This is a genomic window from Flavobacterium gelidilacus DSM 15343 (assembly GCF_000422685.1).
GTDB classification, from domain to species: domain Bacteria; phylum Bacteroidota; class Bacteroidia; order Flavobacteriales; family Flavobacteriaceae; genus Flavobacterium; species Flavobacterium gelidilacus.
Genome location: NZ_AUGN01000004.1, coordinates 69164 through 89179 on the forward strand (window position 1 = coordinate 69164; position 20016 = coordinate 89179).

The window sequence follows — 20016 nt, forward strand, 5'->3', positions numbered from 1 at the left end:
ATTATCCTTAATCATTTTTATATCTTTGTCGGACAACAACAACAAACTACAACAATGAGTTCTGATTCAAGTCAACGCTATAATCTTCGTGGAGTTTCTGCTGCTAAAGAAGATGTTCATAATGCTATTAAAAACATTGATAAAGGGCTTTTTCCTAAAGCTTTTTGTAAAATTATTCCAGATTATTTGACTAATGATGAGGATTTCTGTATCATTATGCATGCTGATGGAGCTGGTACAAAGTCTTCGTTGGCTTATATGTACTGGAAAGAAACTGGTGATGTTTCGGTGTGGAAAGGTATTGCTCAAGATGCTTTGATTATGAATATCGACGATCTTTTATGTGTGGGAGCTGTAGATAATATTCTGCTTTCTTCAACAATTGGTCGTAATAAGAATTTGATTCCTGCTGAGGTTTTGTCTGCTATTATTAATGGTACGGAAGAATTGCTTGCGGAGCTAAAAACATTTGGTGTTACGATTCATTCTACGGGTGGAGAGACTGCTGATGTTGGTGATTTAGTTAGGACTATTATTGTGGATTCAACAGTTACGGCTCGTATGAAACGTGCTGATGTTATTGACAATGCTAATATAAAACCAGGAAACGTAATCGTTGGATTATCGAGTTCTGGACAAGCTAACTATGAGAAAAGTTATAACGGTGGAATGGGAAGCAATGGCTTGACTTCTGCGCGTCATGATGTGTTTGATAAGTATTTGGCTGAGAAATATCCTGAGAGTTTTGATGCTGCTGTTCCGAATGAATTGGTTTATTCTGGTAAAGTTAAATTAACGGATGCTGTGGTAGATTCTCCTATTGACGCTGGTCAGTTGGTGCTTTCTCCTACTAGAACTTATGCTCCAATAATTAAAAAGATTTTGGATACATATACTCCAAAAGAAATTTGTGGAATGGTTCACTGTAGTGGTGGAGCGCAAACTAAAGTCTTGCATTTTGTGGATGATGTGCATGTGATTAAAGATAATTTATTTCCTGTGCCTCCTTTATTTAAATTGATACAAGAACAATCTAAAACGGATTGGAAAGAAATGTACCAAGTGTTTAATTGTGGTCACCGAATGGAACTTTATGTAGACGAAGCTATTGCAAATGACATTATAGAGATTTCAAAATCATTTGGGGTTGAGGCTCAAATTGTGGGTAGGGTGGAAGCTATAGATTCTGATCTTCATCAGAACAAGACTAAGAAACTTACTATTACAAGTGAGTTTGGTAAGTTTGAGTATTAGTTTTATTTAATAGGATTGAATCAATACGTCAGTTGGAATATTAAGACCTAAATGTATTTGTCTTATCATTTCTAACGATAGTTTTCTTTTTCTATTTAAAATTTCACTTGCACGACTTTTTAAACCAATAATTTTAGCTAAATCATTTTGATTGTAGCCCATTTGTTCCATTCTAAATTTAATGGCTTCAATTGGGTCAGGTAAATCAATTGGAAAATTTTCATTTTCATATTGTTCAATTAAGATGCCTAATAGTTCTAATTCATCACCATCTTTAGAATCTTTTTTTGCATCAAAGATTATTTCAAGTCTTTCTAGGGCTTGGTTGTAATCGCTTTCCGTTTTTATAAGATTTATGTTCATGTTTATATGGTATTTGCATTAATCTTGTCATATGCTGCGTGAGTTCCAATGAATCTTACCCAAACCATCTCATATTCAAAGTTAATTTTGACTATTAATCTGTAATTATTTCCTTTTATATTAAATACTATTCTGTTGTCGCTTAAAATACTTGCGCTTGGATATGCAGCTTTTATTTGATTAGAATTTTTCCATTCTGCTTTGCAAGTTTCTTTATACCAAGATTTTAGTTGCTGTTCACAGTCTGTGTGAACTTCCCAAAAATCGCGTAGTACTTTTTTAGCAATTACTCTCAATAGTTTTTTTACAAAGATATAAATAATTCCCAATATGGGAATTATTTATAAGGTGAATACTAATTTAATTGTCTTAAGTGTTGGTTTTTTTTTACCTGTACTCAGGATTCTCGAACTCCCAGCGTTTGCCGTTGTCCCAGTCTTCTCTTGAGTTTCCGTATTTTGGGTAGCCTCCTTGACTTTTGAGCATCTGTGCTAAGTGTAATAAATTATAGGTCATGAAGGTGGTGTTTCTGTTGGTGAAGTCTGAATCTGTGCCTAAAGGTGGGCTGATTTTTTTGCCTTGCCATTCGGTGTCTCCGTAACTTGGTCCTGGTCCGACTTCTCCTATCCAACCTGCATCGGCTTGGGGTGGAATGGAGTAACCCACGTGCTGTAATGAATAAAGTAATCCCATGGCACAATGTTTTACTCCGTCTTCGTTTCCTGTTATTACGCAACCTGCTGCTTTTCCGTAGAATATGTATTGTCCTTTTTCGTTTGTTTTGCTGCTCATTGCGTATAATCTTTCGATTAGCTTTTGGCATTCGGAAGATTTTTCTCCTAACCATATGGGTGTTCCTACAATTAGAATGTCTGCTTCCATGACTTTTTTGAAAAGAGTTGGCCATTCGTCTTCTTTCCAGCCGTGTTCTGTCATGTCTGGGTAGATTCCTGTGGCTATGTTGTGGTCTATGAATCGGAATTCTTCTATGCTGACTTTTTCCTTTTTCATGATCTCTTTGGAGACGTTCATTAAGGTGTCGGTGTGACTTTTATCTGGGGATTTTTTTAAGGTGCAGTTTATGTATAGAACTTTTAAACTACTGAAGTCTGGTTTACTCATGATTTTTATAGTTTTAATTACTAATGTTTTATCTATTTATAGAAAAGCAATTGGTGCTGCCAAACAACTGTCTGGAATTGCAAATGCATCAACCAAAGCAATTGCATCGGGACGAATATCCCAACATAATTGATTGACCATTTTTCTGACGGCTTTTGTTTTTACGGCTTCCATATATCCTTGTTCTAAATACCAGGCTTTATTTTTTTCTATTTGATGTAAAGCATATAGTTGTGCGACTTTAGTTAAGGCTGTTTTAACTGCTTCATCTTCGATAGTTTCTATGGCTTGTTGGAATTGTTCTAATGTCACGCGTTCGAGGTAGGCTTGTGCTACTTCTAACATTTGGTGTTGTACTACGTTGAAGGCATCATACGGTTCCATGCCTTTGTCTATTAGTTTTTTGATTCGGTTTGCGGCTGATGCTACGATGCTTTTTTCTCTATATTGAAATGCTTTTAAGTGAAAGTCATTATCTAATAGATGTTCTTCGTCTGTGTTTCTTGTGGTGATTGGATTTTTTTCAGCTAGAGCTGTTTTGGCATTCTCGTAGACGTAATTTATGATTCCCATCGAACCCATTTCTCCGAAGGACTTTCTGAATTCTGATAATCTGTTTTTGGCTACTAATTGCATTAGTACGGTATTGTCTCCTTCGAAAGTGGTGTATATTTCGCTGTCGTTCTTTAGCGCATCGATTCTGTTTTCAGATAGGTAGCCTTTTCCTCCGCAAGCTTCTCTGCATTCTTGTAGAATAGCTGTTGTGCTCCATGTGGAATACGCTTTCATTCCTGCGGCTAAGGCTTCTATTTCTTGCATTTGTTCTTCGGTTCTTGTGGTGAAGCGATTGGTTAAATACTGTAATCCGAAGTGAATTGCATAGGTTTTGGCTAAATGTGGTAACAATCTTCTTTGGTGTATTCTGTAGTTTAGGATTGGTATTTCCGAACCACCTTCTGGACCGAATTGTCTTCTTTGGTCTGCGTATTTTATGGCTATGGTTAATCCGGATTTGGCTGCTGCTAGGGCTGATCTTGGTATTCCTATTCGGCCACCGACTAAAGTTCCTAACATAGTGAAGAATCTTCTGTTGTCACTCGCTATTGGACTTTCGAATTCTCCTTGTTCATTTACGGATGCGAAACGGTCTAGCATGTTTTCTTTTGGAATTACTACGTTGTCGAAACTTAAAGTTCCGTTGTCTACTCCGTTTAGGCCCATTTTGTGACCGCAATCTCCGATGGTGACTCCTTTTATGGTATTTCCTTTTTCGTCTCTTATGGGAACTATGAAAGCATTTACTCCGTAGTCTGTTTCGTCTATTACTAGTTTGGCAAAAACGGTTGCCATTTGTCCGTGTGTGGCTGCGTTGCCTATGTATTCTTTTTGTGCGTTTTTGTTTGGGGTTTGTATGGTGAATGTTTTGGTTTTGTGGTCGTAAGTTGCTGTGGTTTCTAAACCTTTTACGTTGGAACCGTGATGGGTTTCGGTCATTGCGAAACAGCCTGGTAGTTTTAGAGAACCTACATCTTTTAAGTATTTCTCATAATGTTTGGTTGTTCCTAAAGAGTGGATGCTCATTCCCCAAAGGCCGAATTGTACGCCGAACTTTATGACTAAACTTAGGTCGTGATAACTTAAGGTTTCCATAATTGCGAAATAATCTTCTATGTTGCCGCCTCCACCGTATTCTTTTGGATAAGCCATGTTTCCAAAATTTTCTTTGGCTAAGATTTTACACCATTCGTAGACTGTTTCTCTGTAAACGTTGACGTCTGTTGAGGTCTCGTATGCGAACTCTGGTCTTGAAAGTACTTCTTTTACTTTGTTTATGATGGGTGCTTGTGCTCCGTCTAAAAAGGAAGTTAGTTTTGCGACTTCAAAACTGGTGTTGGTTTGGCTTCTTGAGGTGAAGGTGTCTTCATTTGATTTGAAATTGCTTATGAATTCTTCTCCTAATATGCCTAAGTCTACTTCTATTTTTTTGAAAGCTGTGTCTAATGCTTTTATGTGGGTGTTGTTGTGGGATAAAGCCAAAGCCATATCATAAAGTGATGCTGTACTTGGGTTTTGATTTACAATTTCTTTTAACTCTAGGTACCAAGTGTTTAACGTTTCTCGGGATGGAGGATTTGTTACATCGATTTTATGAAATAGGTATTCTTGTTCTTTTTGGGTTAGCCATGTTTGGGCTGTTATAAATGTATGTAGGGTTTGAAATTCTTTTTGGGTTAGCAAATCATCTGACCATACTAAGTAGAATAGGGGTGTGAAGGCTGTTAGTTTGTTGTTATCTAGTATCATGGTTGAGTTTGTTTCAGTGGTTTTTTTTGTTTCAGTTTGTTTTTTTGTTGTCGGTTGTTGGTTGTCTGAAATCTGTTTTTTGTAATCTGTTTTTGTTGGTTGTTTAAATTTAAGGAATTGTTGCCGGTTCGTAAATGGTCTTTTGTTTTTTTTAACGTTGATGGTTTTATTTTTTCTGTTTTTTTTTGGAACACGGATTATACAGATTAAACGGATTTTCGCGGATTAATTTATTTTTTGCGGTTTTATCGTAATTCTTTTATGTCAAGGCATATTTCTTTTGTGTCAAGGTATAATTCTTTTATGTCAGAGCATAATTCTTTTATGTTAAGGCATAATTCTTTTATGTCAGAGCATAATATTTTTATGTCAGAGCATATTTCTTTTTTGTCAAAGTATATTTCTTTTGTGTCAATGCATATTTCTTTTGTGTCAAGAGATTATTCTTTTATGTCAAAGTATATTTTTTTTGTGTCAAGGCATAATTCTTTTGTGTCATTGCATAATTCTTTTGTGTCAAGGCATATTTCTTTTATGTCAAGGCATAATTCTTTTTTGTTGTTGTGGATTTTTTATAAAACTAAAAAAGACTCAATGCGTTGGCACTAAGTCTTTTTTTGCAGTAAGGTATTTTATTTTTAGAGCAATTATAAGGCTCTAGGTTTGCTGAATTTTAAAGAGCTCACCTGTGCGTATTCTGGACTGCCTGTTCCGAATATTGATTTTACATATTTTTTTACGTCTAAGGCTGTTTCGTAGAGATTGACTTGAGCTGTGTATAAGGTTTTGTTTCTTGCGATTCGCGAATTACTTACTTTAGTAAAAGCTGCTGCTACGGCATTATTTTTTTTGGTAAGGTCTATAATCAACTCTTCTAAGGTTGCGATTTTTAATTCGTTTTCGTTGGGTGCAAAAGTAGCTTCTGATTTTAGCACTTCTTTTAAACCCGCTAAGTGTTGAATTAATTGATCATAGGATTGTTGGCTTGTGGATATTGTGTTAGGTGCTTGAGCATTTGGGTCTGTAGGCGTTTGTGGTTGCGAAGCTCTTTTGCCCTGAATTTTGCGGTTAAAACCTTTGGCGTCTTTAATGGTTTCTTTTGAAGCATCTGTGGTTTCTATAGCAGAGATTAAGCGGGTGCCTAATTTTCTAAGATTGCTAAATGCCAGCATGCGTTCGTTTACTTTGCCGTTGTAGGCTGTGTTTTGAACAATAAGATCTGCTAATCTTGTGTCTCCTTCTGCTTTTAGTGCTTTGAGTTTTGACAGTTTTAAACTGTCTTTTGAAGGATTGTAGGTTGCGCCGTATCCCACGACGAATTCAATAAGGTCTTGAAAGTTTGCAACATTTTTTGCATGCCCTACTTCGGATTTTGATGCCATAAATAATTGTGTTTAAGTGTTATTATTAAACTAAAATTATAAAATATATTTTAATTATTTAACAAATAGTATGACAATTTTACTACAAAAATATAAATTTCTTACAAAGTCTTTATTTGTAAGGGTTTTCGAGGGTTGGGGTTTTTGGTGAAACTTTAAGTTTGATTTAAATTAATTCTATTTACCTCTATTTAACCTTCTATTAGATAGTTTTTTCCAAATACTATCAGCTAATTCAATTTCAGAGTTAGATAGACCAAAGTTTTCTTTAAGTATTTTTTGATTTGTTATTTTTAATATTTCGGAAATATCTTTTTTATCTCTTATCATTTTGTCAATTAGAGGAAGTAAATCATAATTATTTTCATTATATGGTAATAGAATTCTTTCTACTTCATTTGGCATCAATTCTAAAACACCTCCCCCGTGACTTCTTCCACAAATTTCTGAAAACGCTAATGATAAGGAATTGTAGTAGCTAGCAGTTAAAGCTTTTAAATCAATGTTTGGTTTAACAGTAACACGATGCATTGTGTCTGTAGTATAAGCGTTAGCTTCATTAATTATTAATTTAGGATATTTATTATTTCTACGAATGAAAAGTGCTTCAGAGATTCTTTGTGATGGTACAATTTGCCATTCATCTCTTATGCGGCACTTATAACCTTCATTAATTTTTTCTTCTTCACCCCATGCTATATAGTCTCTAGCTCCAAGAGAACCATTTAAATTTCCATCTTTGGGAAAGAAAGAAAATGTGTTCTAGCTTCTTTATCTCTATTTTTATTCCAATCTTCATTTGTGAATATTGCACTAGGAACTTGTACACTTCTGCCAACTAATGGTTTTGCATATTTTTCTAGATTATAAAATTGTACAGTTGAAAGTGGAACTGTAAAAAATGGATTCGAACCAGTTGTAATGCCTACTTCTACTTTTGCGTATTCTCCAAGTTGTTTAATTTTTTTGTCTGATTGAAATTTTTCAAGTAAGTCAATTTCTTCTTGTTCAAGAAAATAAAAAGTCCATTTGTTTGATTTAAAATCTATTCTCTTTTTAGGACTTTTTAATTTAGATAAATCTAATTTTTGTAATTCTTCTGCGTCTCTTAATTCTAAGTGTTCAATTAAATGAGAGTTAGAATTATTTTTTTCGCACAATAGTAGTACTACTTCTTGTTGAATATTTGGAAACACAAGCTTCTCAAAAGAAACAATGTTAATTTTATTATAGAAATGAGCTAAAAACTCTCTCAATGGTTGAGCGTATGAAACTTGTAGAATTTCAGCTGGTAAAACAAAATCAATTTTACCTTCTTCTTTTAAAAGTAAAGAAGAACCAACTACAAAAGAAACCCAAGCGTTTGTTAATTTTGAGTACTTTAATTTTGCTTTATCAAATATTGTGGCAGCAAATTGTTGTTGTTCTTTATTGAAATACTGATATCTAATGTATGGTGGGTTTCCTACTATTAAATCAAATTTCTTCTCTGTGTTAATGCAATATTTATGAAAATCATCATTAATTACAGTTGAATTTTGTAACCCAATTGCTGCTGATTTCTCTGCTTCAATTTCATCAAATTCAATTGCTGTAACAGATTTATATTGGTAATTTTCTTGTTGAATTTCTTTTAAAAAAACGCCATCTCCACAACTAAATTAGAGAATTAATTAGATTGAAAATTATTTTCTATAATTGAAATGAAGTTCATTAATTCTAATTCTGTGGTTAAAAATACTTCATATCTTTCAGAACCAATACTTCCTTTCTTTTTTTGATTTGGACGAATTCTATCATCAACTATCTTACCTAGTTTTGTAACTTGGTCAATATTTGTATTCACTACTAAAAAGCATTTTCTGCCAGTTTTTCCAGCGTAGCCAATAATCGAAAAGGATTGATTATTTAATTCAATTTTAATTTTACTAGCTTGAACAATTAAATTAGTTTTGCCAACTTTATTTAATGATTCATAAAAGATCTTAAATAATCTTTGAGCTTCTTCTTTGCCGAAAAGGAATGATTCAACGTCAGCATAAAGTGATTTTTTGTTTTCAATAATGTTTTTGATTTTTTTTAATTTTTCGGCATTTTCTTTTTCAAATAAATCATCGGGATCATTATTAATATAATCAATCAGTAGTAACTCATTTTCAAACCACATATAACGAATCAAGGTCGTCAAGTTTCTACTTGAACTTTTTTTTACTCTTTCTATATCAGTTGATGAGTAACTTTTAGCAATCATTACCACTTCAATTGAATCTTTTGATATTTTATCAAATAATGGTAAAGGGGCTTTATGTTTTTGTAATGACATAAGATATATTTGACTAAAATTATCTTCAATATAATCTTTATAATCACTAACTTGATTTCGAATATTTTTATCTTTATCTTTCTTTAATTCAAATACAACAAACTTATTACTTATTGGATTGAAAGCTAAAATATCTATTCGTCCAGAAGTTCCCTTACTACGAACATTTCCTTCTACTGAAAACTCACTTTTTATAAATAAATATTGCGGAAAGAATGCTTCCCAATTTTGGGAAATAAATTTGTTGAGTTCTGCTTCGGACTTATTTACTATTTCTAAAATTTTTTTATTTGAAGTCGAATAAAGTTTAATCATTCTATTAATTTTTCATTAAAGATATTGTTTTTTCAAAATTATCTCGTCTTTTAATAATTTTTTCAACATCTTTTTTGAAAAGTTTCACTTCATGTCCCCATTCTGGATACGGGTCTTCGCCTAAAACCCAATGCAATATATATTTTCTTGCAGTTTCATCTACAATTTGATAATAAGCTTTTCTGTCTGCAAAAGGTTTAACTATGTAACGACAATGAAATACATTTTGACTTTTTTGAAATTGGTCAATTTCATTAAGTTCTCCAAATATTCTGTTTTCTTTTTCTATAAATTTTTCAAAAAAATATTTTTCCATATTATAATTAGTTTATTTAATTTTTCAAAAATTAACTTCATAGATACATCAAGACCTTTTGACAATTTATCAATATTTTCAAGGGTTATGTTTTTTTCTCCTCGTTCAATCATTCCTATATAGGTTCTATGGAGGTTAGATCGAAAGCCAAGTTCTTCTTGAGAAATTTTCTTTTCTTTACGGAATTCAATAATTATTTTACCGAAATTCTTTGATAATTCTGCGTTCATTGAGTATACTATAGTTAGCACAAAGTAAGTTTATTGTTTTACTCATACTACATACTATAGTTAGCATATTATTATTATTATAGCTATTTAATATTAGGTTTTGTTATTTTTAAAATATATCTAAAAACTTATAGTATCGATTTAAAAGTTATTAAATTCTATTAAGTACTTTTTTTAACGGTGAAGTGGAGTGGAGGAGAAAGGGTGAATGGGGGATGGGGAGAGAGGGAGATGGGGAGAAAGGGAGATGGGGTGAAGAGGAGAAAGGGAGAGAGAACATAGAACATAGAACATAGAATAAAGAGGAGAATGGGAGAAAAGGGTTAAGAGGTTAATAGGATTTGTGTTTTTGGAACGCCGATTTATAAGGATTTTATTTGTTTTATGAAAAACTTATCGATTGTAAATCTCCAAAAGTTAAGCAGTTTTAAGCTTGTGAAGTGAAAACGTTTTATAGCATTCTTGGGATTAGGTAAAAGGTATTTTTTTGGGCTTCTTTAGCGTTGATTGATTTTATTAAAAAAAAAGCTTCCAATAATGAAAGCTTTTTTTTTTGGATCTATATTAGTTTTGAAAATGATTTTTTACAAAAGCATTTTTTTCCTTATCTGTCATTTTATCTGCTGGCTGAGCATCGATTTTTATGTTTTTAAAATGGGAATCTTTATTTAAATAATTGTGTAGTTCTACTTTTGCATTTGTGGGTCCAAAAAGAAGGACATGGTTATACTTTAAAATTTGATCGCTAATTTCTTTAAAGTAAGCTTTATGCATTTGTTGCCTTTTGTTGTGCATGAGGCTTTCGCTTTTGTTGAGCGCTTCTTCTTTGGTGTCAAAAGTAAATTCTGAATTTATTGAATGATTGCTGTTAGAAGAGCTGTCAATTAATTGCGCAGTTGAATGATCCATCCAGATGCCTAGGTTGTTTTTTGTTTCCATTTTTATGTTTTTGTTGTTGTTATCTGTTTTCTAGTGTTCTTTTGCGTAGGTTTTTAGTAAATCATTGAGCGAATTAAGATAGTCTTGAAGTGCTTTTTGACTTACTTTTCCGTTTCCTGTACTGTGGAAGTTTCTTGGAATTTCGTCTAAGTATTTTATGAGTTCTGGGTATTCGGTTTGAATTTTAGCGGTGATTTCGGAAATTTTTTTGGTTAAACTATCTTGTTGTTTCATGTTTTAGTGGTTTAACTGTTTATTAGGTGAAGTTTTTTGATGTGTGAGCAAATGATTTGTAGAATTTATATAATTCTAATAAGTTGAAGATGTTTGTTGCTTCTGCTTTTTTTGTTTTTAAATAATCTACAAAGGGTTCTTTGTTTGTTACAGAATCATTTTCATCTAAAGTTAGGTTATAATTTACAGTTGCTATGCCTTTTTGGGTGAAAAAAGAAATTTGTTTGATATTAATTAATGGAGCTAAGTAAAAGTATTTAAAACTCAAGCCTTGCTTTATGGAAAACTTATGCTGTTCTGATTTTTCTATTGTTTTTATATATTCTGCGAGTTGGTCTATGATTAACTCTTTTTGATTTTGAATTTGAGTTTGCTGGACGGCTTGTATTTCTAAATCCGTTAATTGATTTGTTTAGTAGTAGTAATTCAGTTTCCGTTTGTGCGTGAGAATAGAGGAGCGGAAAGCCTATTTTAGTTTTTATGATTTCTAATTCGTTATTTTTTCTTTCTATTTGCTCTATCAGTTCTTTCATGGTCTTTTAATTGATGTTTGCTCTTTTTGTAAATAAGTAGATTTGAATTCTGCTTTTACTGCTTCTAATTTAGATGGGCTTGTGAACATCATTGCATAGGCTTCTTTTATAGATTTACTTTTAGCAACATCTGAGAACATGTCTTTCCATTCGTGAAAATTTAGAGTAATGGGGTTGTAGGAATTAATTGGTGTGGTAATTCCGTAAAGTGTTTGTTCTTCTTCTGCTTGAAATGTTCCGAATAATCTGTCCCAAAAAATAAATGTTGATCCAAAGTTCTTGTCTAGGTACTTGGCATTTCTGGAATGATGTACTCTGTGGTGTGACGGTGTGACGAAAATATATTCAATAGGTGCTGGTAATTTTCTAATGTATTCGGTATGGACCCAGAATTGATAGAGTACTTCGATTTGGTGACATATAAAAAACACTACTGGGTTGAACCCCATTAGCATAACTGGAATAAAGAAGATGAATTTGATGTGTTGTGTCCAACCCAATCGAAACGCTACTGACCAATTGTATTTTTCTGAATTGTGGTGTGTGACATGGGTTGCCCACCAAAAACGATTTACATGGGTTAATCTATGGGACCAATATCTGAAAAAATCAATCGCAATGATACAAAGCACATAAGCCCACCACTCGCTTGGAATACTCCATGGAACGACGTTATAAAAGAATAACATAACTCCAAATATTCCTATTTTTAATAGTGCTGAGATACCTACATTTACCAGACCTATAACTGTGGCCGATATTGTATCTAAGCTATTGTAATATTCTTTTTTTTTAACAATTGTTATTATCCATTCGATTATTACTAGTAAAATCATTGGAATGGCTGCGATTTGGATGATGTTTAATCCTGCTAGTTGTTCTAACAGTATTTCCATAGTTAATGGATTTTCTTTCATATACTATATTATAATGGAGTTAATTGAGTTGTGTAGCTTCTACAATTTTTTCGAGATATAAACCTTTGCAAACCAACTGTTAGTCTTTCTTGTTTTTGAAGGCTAAGGTATTTTGTTGGCTGATTTATTGAGTTTGCATAAAAAAGCAAATTCTTATGTACTTATTATAGTGAATCTTTTAATTTGTTCAAGGTAGTTTTTTAAACTTTGGTTCTTTCCCTAATATTTCTTAAAGTTTGTGGAAGTGATTTTTCTTTTTATCATAAAAAATAAAAAATTATGCAACTGCATGGAGTTTTACAAAAATTTGTTGATTGTATTTTTTAATGTTTAAGGGAAGAAGGAAAGTGGTTAAAAGGTTATGAGGTGTTGTGTTTTTGGAACGCGGATTAGACGGATTGACTTCGTCAAATGCTGATTTGCACGGATTTTATTCGTTTATGGTTTTTGGAACACGGATTTATAAAATTAGAGAAATTTTTTGAATTGGGTTAAAAGGTTAAAAGGTTAAGAGGGTTTGTGGGTAGAGTTTTTTTTTAAAGGAAAATCAAGCCGAAAAACATTTTTGCTAAGCGTTGTTGTAAACTAGTTTTATTTCACATACTTATTGTTTTCAAGGTCGATATTATTCCAAACCGCTTTGAGAATCCATAAAGAAGTCTTACTGTACTCTAATTCAATACTGTCACCTATTTTTATTTTATCATACATTTTATAATTTACATAATATTCTTTAATATCGTCACTTTCTTGAAATTCTACTATATAATGTGAGCCTGTATCTGAATCAGATTTTATTCTTTTTTGTGTAACTATTACTTTTGTGACTATTTTTATTTTTTCATTCAAGTCTTTTTTTGAATTATCTCCAAAAAGTATACTTACAGTTGCAAATAATGTTATACCAAAAAACACGTAAAAAATTATTTTCATTACTATGTCAAATGAATCATTAAAAAAATAAATAGAAGAACCCAACATAAAAAAAGCAATGATATAGGCTAGGTTTGAAAGGCTTCTTTTGCGTTTTATCTTTTTTATATCATTTTTAGTAAATTTAGTTTCAAATTTTTCCATTAATTTATAATTCTACGTTTTTTTCGGTAGTAGTTTATTATTAGCTTAGCTTCTATTTAACAGGATAGTAGCATTATTATATTAGTTGTTTCAAATATAAACAAAAAGTTGATTGTAGGTTATGAGGTTTTGAGAATAGGGTTTTGGTTTTATATATTGTGTTGTAAGAAGTTTTGTTTTACTCTTTTTTCTTTTTCTTTTCTTTCTTTTTCTTTGTTTTATCTGCTTCAGGAATTGGTTCAATATAGGTTTGCTCGTATAGCAGATCTAACTGGATTTCTTCTCCAAGTCTTTCATTGGCTTGTTCTAATTCTTCTTCTTCTTTTTCTTTTCTTTTTTCAGAGACTTCGTTGGGCAATAGTGGTTTTTTTAGGATTTTTAGTTCGTTATATTTAGTATTAGATACACTACTGGTTTCTATTACCTGATATTTTAGAAGTATATCTTCGTCGTGATAGTCATTAACTACAGCATTTCTATAGTTTTTGCCTTTTTGGTATAGGTCTTTATGAATGTATTTGTTGGATTTTTCGTCAAATACGTAATTAGTAATGTCGAATATGTTTTCTTGTTCGGATAAATAATTATAACCGTTGGCCGTTTTTAACTGATCGTTTAAATAAACTTCTTTTGCGTCTTTATTGTTTTGCCTTTCTTTTTTGTATTGATTCAAAAATCTAATCATTTCATCTTCTCCACTTTCTTCTTCTTCTACTTTTGCTTTTATGAATGTTCCCCATCCACAAACCAAAGCTGTGTCTCCTTCTTTGGTGCTAATTTGTCCTCTAAAAGGTTTCTGTGCGGAATTGGTTGGATAATAGAATACTAGAAATTCATTGTACTCATTGTCCAGACTAAATGTATTTGTGTTGTAAATGTGTTTGTTATTTGGGGTTTGTAATCCTAGACTAATTGTTTTTGGTTTTTTGGCAAAATCTATTGTGTAATTAGGTCTTCCGCCCTCATTGCTTTCATCAAATAGAGGTTGAAAATTTGCTTCATCTATTTTTATAAATGTTGGTCCGTCATCGTCAAATTTTCTTGTAAAAGTAAAATTAGCACCGTTTTCAATTTTCATATTTTTTCGACCCATAATAGAAAACGCTTGTTTTGGAATGTCTGGTGTAAATGCTATTTCTTCATTTTCTATTTTATATTCTCCAAATACTAAGGTTGCATATCCGTACAAGGCAAATGTTCCATCGTTGTATATATAAATTCCAGCTGTGCTTCCCTGGCTATATGATCCTTCTATTTCCTCAAAGTTTTGTGCATCTATTGTTTGTGACACTAGTAGTATAAGTAGGCATAGCTTTGTTTGTATGTTTTTCATTGCGGTTTTCTTTAAATTGGAGGAATGGGTTAGAAGGTTATGAGGATAAAAGGTTAAGAGGTGTTGTGTTTTTGGAACGCGGATTAGACGGATTGACTTCGTCAAACGCTGATTTGCGCGGATTTTATTTGTTAATGTTTTTTTGGAACGCGGATTTATGAAATTTGAGAAATTTTTATAAGTAGGGTAGGACCAAGTAATTACTTCTTGTCAACTCTATTTAAATCTAAATCATGGAAATCAAAACTAAAATCTATATTAGGCGATATTCCTTTCATTTTTATGCTTTGTGCTTTTCCATTTTCATCTAACGAAAACATAGCAAAAGCATCTGCATTCATGTCTTGGTATTCCCATTTAATGGCAAAAGTATTGGCTTTATAAAAAAACATTTCTCCATTAAGTTTTGGTGATTTATGTGCCTTCATCCATAATTTATCTCCTTTCATAAAAACTTCTACATTGCCAAACCAAGCATCTTTATAAATACCAATGTAATCCTCCAGTTTTAGTTGTGAGTGATCAGCATTTTTAACTGTTTCCCAAACTGTTTTAGTAACAGCATCTCCTTCTTCTTTTCTGTTTTTAAAATAGCTTGCATATTTATCTATCCATCCAAAATTATCTAGCCCCAAATAACTATCTACAATTGTATTTGAAACGGCCAAGAAAATACCGGCACCGTCATCACTTGTATTTGTTAAAATGACAACCCCTAAATTAATGTCTGGAATCATAATTGTTTTGGATAACATTCCTGGCAGTCCACCTGTATGTGAAACGCTCATATTTCCTTTAATATCCGATAAATCCCATCCTAAACCATACCCTGAAAAATGGGAGTTATAACGTGGATTTCTATTTGCTTCCGTTACGGTATGTATTTTCCACATTTCATGTTGTGATTCTTTTGTAAATAGTTGTTTTTTTAGCTCATCATCATACTTTCCGTTGTTTAAATGCATAAGCATCCATTTAGAAATATCATCTACATTTGAATAAATTCCACCGGCTGCACCGTTTATCATTTCTTTAAAATCGGGTAGTACTTTTAAAGTCCCTGAATTTGAATCATGAGGTTTCGCCAAGTTGCTTTTATCTTTTACTCTATCTAAAGCTGCAAAAGAATTATCCATCTTAAGCGGTTGGAAAATTCTTTTTGAAATAAAGTCTTCCCATGACATGCCTGAGGTTCGCTTAATAACTTCACCAGCGACTAAATACAATAAGTTGTCATAATCAAATTGGGTTCTGAAAGCAGATACAGGTTTAAAATGCTGAAAACTTGCTAATAAATCATCGATTGTAAAGTCTGAACCGTCGGGAAAAAACATGAGGTCTCCAACTCCTAATCCAAGACCACTTCGGTGCGTTAATAGATCTTGAATATTAAAGTTTTCAGTTACATAAGGATTGTACATCTTGAATTCAGGAATATGATCTTTAACCTTGTCTTGCCATGTTATTTTACCTTCTTCGACTAGAATTGCTAGTGCTGCCGTGGTGAAAGCTTTACTGTTAGATGCAATTGCAAAATTGGTGTGTTGGTTTACGGGACTTTTTGTGACAGCTGATTTAACTCCGTAGCCTTTTGAATGGATTATTTTTCCGTCTTTTACTATAGCTATTGCTACTCCGGCCACATTAAATTTTTCCATAGCATAAGCCATGATAGAATCTACTTGCTTGGTAGTGTATTGGCTATGACAAACATTAGTTATGCATAAAGTAAAAAGAAGACTTGTTAATAGTTTGTAAGTAATTTTTCTCATGAGTGTTTTATTTTATTTGCATTTAAGTGGTTGGTATTCATCACAAAATGCTCTATTATAACTTCTTATGTCAAATATAAGTATAAACTTTATAAGTTGTTTAAAATCTCACAAAAGTCTATTAATTACAGTTTTTAATGGTTTAACTGTTTACTTGTAAAAAGGTTATGAAGATAAAAAGGTTTGTGTTTTGACTGCTGATTATCCGCATTGACTTTGTCAAACGCTAGTTTTTGTAGATTTCTTTTGGTTTATAGGTAGTTTTTAATCAAACAGGCACATAGATTTTTCTTTGAAGGTATGGGTGCTTTGCTTTGGATAGGTTTCATAGGGTTTTGGAACATAGATTTATAAAATTAGAGGAATTTTTATTTTTTTTTAATTGTTTAATGTCCAGATTAATGCTTTTTCTTTTGTGGCTCTAAAGATAGTGTTGTGTTGTTCTGTTGGTTCATCTGAGTAGTTCCAAGTGAAGGATGGTTTTTGTTTTTTTAGTTTTTCTTCTAGCTGTTTAGTGTATTTAAATATATCCTCGGCATCTGATCCCGCAAACCAAAGCTTTTTGTTTGTGTAGTCGTTGTTTTTGGTTAAGGATTCAAAATTCTTAACTAAATATTGTTCATTGAACCACAAAGAGGGATCTATGGCTATGTAATTGTCAAACAATTTTGGGTTTAGTATAAATGTTTCTGCTACAAAAAGACCTGCTAAAGATTCTCCGATGATAGCTTTTTTAGCGTTGGTTCTGTAGTTTTTATTTATGGTAGGTATCAATTCGTTTTTGATGAAGCTTCTAAAGTTATTTGAACCTCCTGGATTTTTTATGTATTCTAAATCGTAGGCTACTTTTGAAGGTCCGGTAAGGTCTTTTCTTCGGTCTGTGTTTTCTATACCAACTAGTATGTAGGGAGGGATTTTGTTAGCTGCGATTAGTTCACTTAATGTATTGGCCATGTGTGGAAAGTCTTCTTTGATTCCCCCATCTGGCATGTATAGCACTGGTAAGCTGTCGTTTGATTTTTCGTAGTTTGGTGGTGTCCAAATGTTGATTGTTCTGTCTTCATTTAGCACTTTTGAAGTAATTTTTAAACTGTCGTGCTTTGGAATTGGGTCGTTGTAGGTTATAGTGGCTTGTTTGCAGTTGAAGGCTATTGAAGCTAAGAATAGTAACAGGATTGTTTTTTTCATTCTTTTGTGTGTTTTATGTTGTATGGTTTGTGGTTTTAAAGCGGGTTTTGAGGATTTTTAGTGTTGTTTTGGGAACACTGATTTATAAAATTAGGAAGATTTTTATTTGTAGGCTATGAATATTACTAAAATGTATTCGGTGTTGACGTTAGTTATTAATTGTAGTTTTATCTTTTTTAATTCTTGCTCAATTTGATCTTTGAATACATGCCTTTTTTCTAGTTTGACTTTATTTATTATTCAATTGCATCGTTTAAATAGTCAACTAATGGTGTTACATATTTAAAATAATCTATGATTTTTTCCAAAACTAAATTCGATTGCATTTCCTTATCTGATATACTTTCTTGAGTATAAAATCCTTTCATCTTTAAAAATTCAATGGCTGGATTATCATCATCAAATTCTTTAGGACTTCTTAATAGCATTCCTGAATTATGAATTCCACTAGGAAATCTTTTTTCAAACGCTTGATTTGAAATTATTTTATGCCACTCACCAAAAGAATTATTTATTTTATTACGAATTTTTTTTTTAGTTCATTAGGTTGTGGATTGTATACACCACCACCTACAAAACAATTATTAGAATTTAATTTTTTTAGAAAATTTAGTGTCTTATTCTCTATCATTCTTAATTTAGATAATTTTGTTTTTATTTGGATTTTTTTAGTCTTGTTGCTAGCGGTTAAATATGTATCATTAAGGTATAGCTACTGATACAATTTATTTTAGTTTTTATGATAAAGGCTTTATTTTTTGTTCTCTCAAATATAACTAAAATACTATTACGTTGCTTAAAATGTTATAAACGCTATTAAATTATTTTATTAATGTTTGAAGAAAGAAGGTAGAAAAGCATATTGCGAGATAGGGAAAAAGGGGTTGTTTTTATTATTTTGTTTCTATGTCTATTATTTTTTGTCCTTTTTCGCCTAAATATTGTTTTATTAAGCTTTCGTAAACACTTGTTCCTGTATCTGAATTAGTAAATAGTAAAAGGCCTTGTTTCGTTTTTGGTACCATAAATACGATGGTATTTACCCCTTTATCTGAACCACCATGTGATAAGGCAATTTCGTTGTTATCTAAAGGGTAAATTTCAAATCCTAGTCCGAAATGTTTGCCTTTGCCGATAGCAACTTGATTCGTTTTCATTTCTTCTGCAATTTCGTTTGAAAGTCCTTCTTCATTCATTATGCTAACTAGGAATTTGCCATAATCTTCTATTGTTGTCAATAGATCATCTGCTGCATTTGCTGTATTGTTTTTTTGTGGTTCGTATGGGTTTCCATCTTTGTCGTATCCAATTGCTAATCTTGTTTCGTCTACATTTTTATCATAAATGAATTGGGTGTCTTTCATTTTTAGGGGTTGAAAAATGAGTTCGTCTGCTAATTGTTCTAGAGATTTATGAAATTTATTTTCTAAAGCTTTTCGTAGATATTCCATTCCTTCTCCGGAATATTGGTATTGTGTACCAGGTTCGAATTGAAAGTTTAATTTTTTGTCTTTGTTTAAATACCTCCAATTGGGAAAACCTGTTTGATGGCTTAAAATAATTCGTGTTGTTATTTTTTTATTTCTTGGGTCGTTGGTAATATCTGGGTCTGTGTAGTAATTATAAAGAGGTTCGTCTAAATCCCATTTGTTTGCACTAATCAATTTTAAGGCTACCATTGTTGTGACTGGTTTTGTTAATGAGGCTACATTGAAAATGGTGTTGTAAGGTGCAGCAATTCCTTTAGAGATTTCTCCAAAGACTTTTATTTGTTTTAGTTTTCCATTTTCAATTATACCAAGTCCGAGTGTTGGTACTTTATTTTCTTTCAACCATTTTTCAATTTCGGCATCGTTATCAAAAAATGATTTTTCTGTCGTTTGATTTTCATAGACTTTATGGTCAAAACTAAATGAAGTTGTCAATTTCCATTTTCCTTTTTCTAATTGCCAAACATTTGTGAATTTTGCAATTCCAGCTTGAGTTTCTCTTTCTTCTAAAAACATGTGTTCTCCGTTTTGAACTGCTCCATAAAGTATTCCATTTTTATAAAGTGGAAAAATTTGAGTGCTTTCTTTTACTAAAAATCTTTTTACTTGCCGTTTTTCTGGATTTTTGCAAAGACCATTTTTTAAGTCAAAAAGGAATTTTGTTTTATCTGAGATTCCGTCTATATCATGATAGAATTTTAGATTACTGCTTAATAGGTTTTCGAATTGTTTAATGTCGCATGTATTAAAACCAACCTCGAAAAGTAAACTGTCTTTTGAGAGGATTGTTTTATAGAGTTCTGAATTTTTGTCTGCTTGTGCTATGCTATTTCCTGCAAATGCGATTGCTGTTATAAGGTATAAGATACTTTTTTTTATCATAATAAATTTCGTTTTGCTGTGCTAATTATTTTTTTACAAAGC

The 20016-nt window shown here is 32.0% G+C and carries 22 protein-coding genes; 1 reads left to right on the plus strand and 21 read right to left on the minus strand.

What is annotated here, in order from left to right; translation table 11 throughout:
• The first annotated feature begins 54 nt into the window (after window positions 1-54).
• The gene (locus G507_RS0103095; protein ID WP_026716113.1) at window positions 55-1254 is read left to right on the plus strand and encodes an AIR synthase related protein; all 1200 of its coding nucleotides are present in this window, start codon (window positions 55-57) and stop codon (window positions 1252-1254) included.
• Window positions 1255-1260: 6 nt separating this feature from the next.
• Here G507_RS0103095 and G507_RS0103100 read toward each other — a convergent pair whose 3' ends face one another.
• The 21 genes from G507_RS0103100 to G507_RS0103220 form a co-directional block, all read right to left on the minus strand.
• Entirely contained in the window at window positions 1261-1617 is a 357-nt protein-coding gene (locus tag G507_RS0103100; RefSeq protein ID WP_026716114.1) for a helix-turn-helix domain-containing protein, read from the minus strand.
• Between the two features lie 2 nt (window positions 1618-1619).
• On the minus strand, window positions 1620-1913 hold the full coding sequence (locus G507_RS0103105; RefSeq protein ID WP_026716115.1) for a type II toxin-antitoxin system HigB family toxin: 294 nt from the start codon (window positions 1911-1913) through the stop codon (window positions 1620-1622).
• Window positions 1914-2004: 91 nt separating this feature from the next.
• Window positions 2005-2739 carry a flavodoxin family protein gene (locus G507_RS0103110; RefSeq protein WP_026716116.1) on the minus strand — a complete coding sequence of 245 codons (735 nt, stop codon included), beginning with the start codon at window positions 2737-2739 and terminating at the stop codon, window positions 2005-2007.
• 36 nt (window positions 2740-2775) lie between these two features.
• Window positions 2776-5043 carry an acyl-CoA dehydrogenase family protein gene (locus G507_RS0103115; RefSeq protein WP_026716117.1) on the minus strand — a complete coding sequence of 756 codons (2268 nt, stop codon included), beginning with the start codon at window positions 5041-5043 and terminating at the stop codon, window positions 2776-2778.
• A gap of 647 nt (window positions 5044-5690) precedes the next feature.
• Complete coding sequence (locus tag G507_RS0103125; RefSeq protein ID WP_026716119.1) at window positions 5691-6425, minus strand: hypothetical protein; 735 nt, start codon at window positions 6423-6425, stop codon at window positions 5691-5693.
• A 177-nt stretch (window positions 6426-6602) separates the two neighbouring features.
• A complete protein-coding gene (locus tag G507_RS17850; protein WP_415776893.1) occupies window positions 6603-7124 on the minus strand; it encodes a hypothetical protein in 522 nt (173 codons plus the stop codon).
• Between the two features lie 26 nt (window positions 7125-7150).
• Window positions 7151-8053: an Eco57I restriction-modification methylase domain-containing protein gene (locus tag G507_RS17855; protein ID WP_342662426.1), complete on the minus strand. Its 903-nt coding sequence runs from the start codon at window positions 8051-8053 to the stop codon at window positions 7151-7153.
• 41 nt (window positions 8054-8094) lie between these two features.
• Window positions 8095-9063, minus strand: a complete 969-nt coding sequence (locus G507_RS17245; RefSeq protein ID WP_026716123.1) for a PDDEXK family nuclease — start codon at window positions 9061-9063, stop codon at window positions 8095-8097.
• A gap of 4 nt (window positions 9064-9067) precedes the next feature.
• Window positions 9068-9379, minus strand: coding sequence for a hypothetical protein (locus tag G507_RS0103150; RefSeq protein WP_026716124.1), 312 nt, complete (start codon window positions 9377-9379; stop codon window positions 9068-9070).
• Window positions 9349-9609 (minus strand): helix-turn-helix domain-containing protein, encoded by a 261-nt coding sequence (locus tag G507_RS16335; protein ID WP_051191473.1) that lies wholly within the window; start codon window positions 9607-9609, stop codon window positions 9349-9351. Before G507_RS16335 ends, G507_RS0103150 begins: the two co-directional genes overlap by 31 nt.
• Before the next feature lie 564 nt (window positions 9610-10173).
• Window positions 10174-10548, minus strand: a complete 375-nt coding sequence (locus G507_RS0103165) for a hypothetical protein (RefSeq protein WP_026716125.1) — start codon at window positions 10546-10548, stop codon at window positions 10174-10176.
• A 30-nt stretch (window positions 10549-10578) separates the two neighbouring features.
• A complete protein-coding gene (locus tag G507_RS0103170) occupies window positions 10579-10782 on the minus strand; it encodes a hypothetical protein (protein WP_026716126.1) in 204 nt (67 codons plus the stop codon).
• A gap of 22 nt (window positions 10783-10804) precedes the next feature.
• Window positions 10805-11050, minus strand: coding sequence for a hypothetical protein (locus tag G507_RS0103175; protein WP_026716127.1), 246 nt, complete (start codon window positions 11048-11050; stop codon window positions 10805-10807).
• Window positions 11051-11069: 19 nt separating this feature from the next.
• On the minus strand, window positions 11070-11315 hold the full coding sequence (locus G507_RS0103180) for a hypothetical protein (protein ID WP_026716128.1): 246 nt from the start codon (window positions 11313-11315) through the stop codon (window positions 11070-11072).
• On the minus strand, window positions 11312-12232 hold the full coding sequence (locus tag G507_RS0103185; protein WP_026716129.1) for a sterol desaturase family protein: 921 nt from the start codon (window positions 12230-12232) through the stop codon (window positions 11312-11314). Before G507_RS0103185 ends, G507_RS0103180 begins: the two co-directional genes overlap by 4 nt.
• Window positions 12233-12823: 591 nt before the next feature.
• Complete coding sequence (locus G507_RS0103190) at window positions 12824-13309, minus strand: hypothetical protein (RefSeq protein WP_026716130.1); 486 nt, start codon at window positions 13307-13309, stop codon at window positions 12824-12826.
• A 178-nt stretch (window positions 13310-13487) separates the two neighbouring features.
• Complete coding sequence (locus G507_RS0103195) at window positions 13488-14642, minus strand: hypothetical protein (RefSeq protein ID WP_026716131.1); 1155 nt, start codon at window positions 14640-14642, stop codon at window positions 13488-13490.
• Between the two features lie 200 nt (window positions 14643-14842).
• The gene (locus G507_RS0103205) at window positions 14843-16414 is read right to left on the minus strand and encodes a serine hydrolase (RefSeq protein ID WP_026716132.1); all 1572 of its coding nucleotides are present in this window, start codon (window positions 16412-16414) and stop codon (window positions 14843-14845) included.
• Between the two features lie 378 nt (window positions 16415-16792).
• Window positions 16793-17602, minus strand: coding sequence for an alpha/beta hydrolase (locus G507_RS0103210; protein ID WP_026716133.1), 810 nt, complete (start codon window positions 17600-17602; stop codon window positions 16793-16795).
• Between the two features lie 236 nt (window positions 17603-17838).
• Entirely contained in the window at window positions 17839-18129 is a 291-nt protein-coding gene (locus G507_RS17250; protein ID WP_084518923.1) for a DUF2461 family protein, read from the minus strand.
• Window positions 18130-18495: 366 nt separating this feature from the next.
• Window positions 18496-19974 carry a serine hydrolase domain-containing protein gene (locus tag G507_RS0103220; protein ID WP_026716135.1) on the minus strand — a complete coding sequence of 493 codons (1479 nt, stop codon included), beginning with the start codon at window positions 19972-19974 and terminating at the stop codon, window positions 18496-18498.
• Window positions 19975-20016 lie beyond the last annotated feature (42 nt).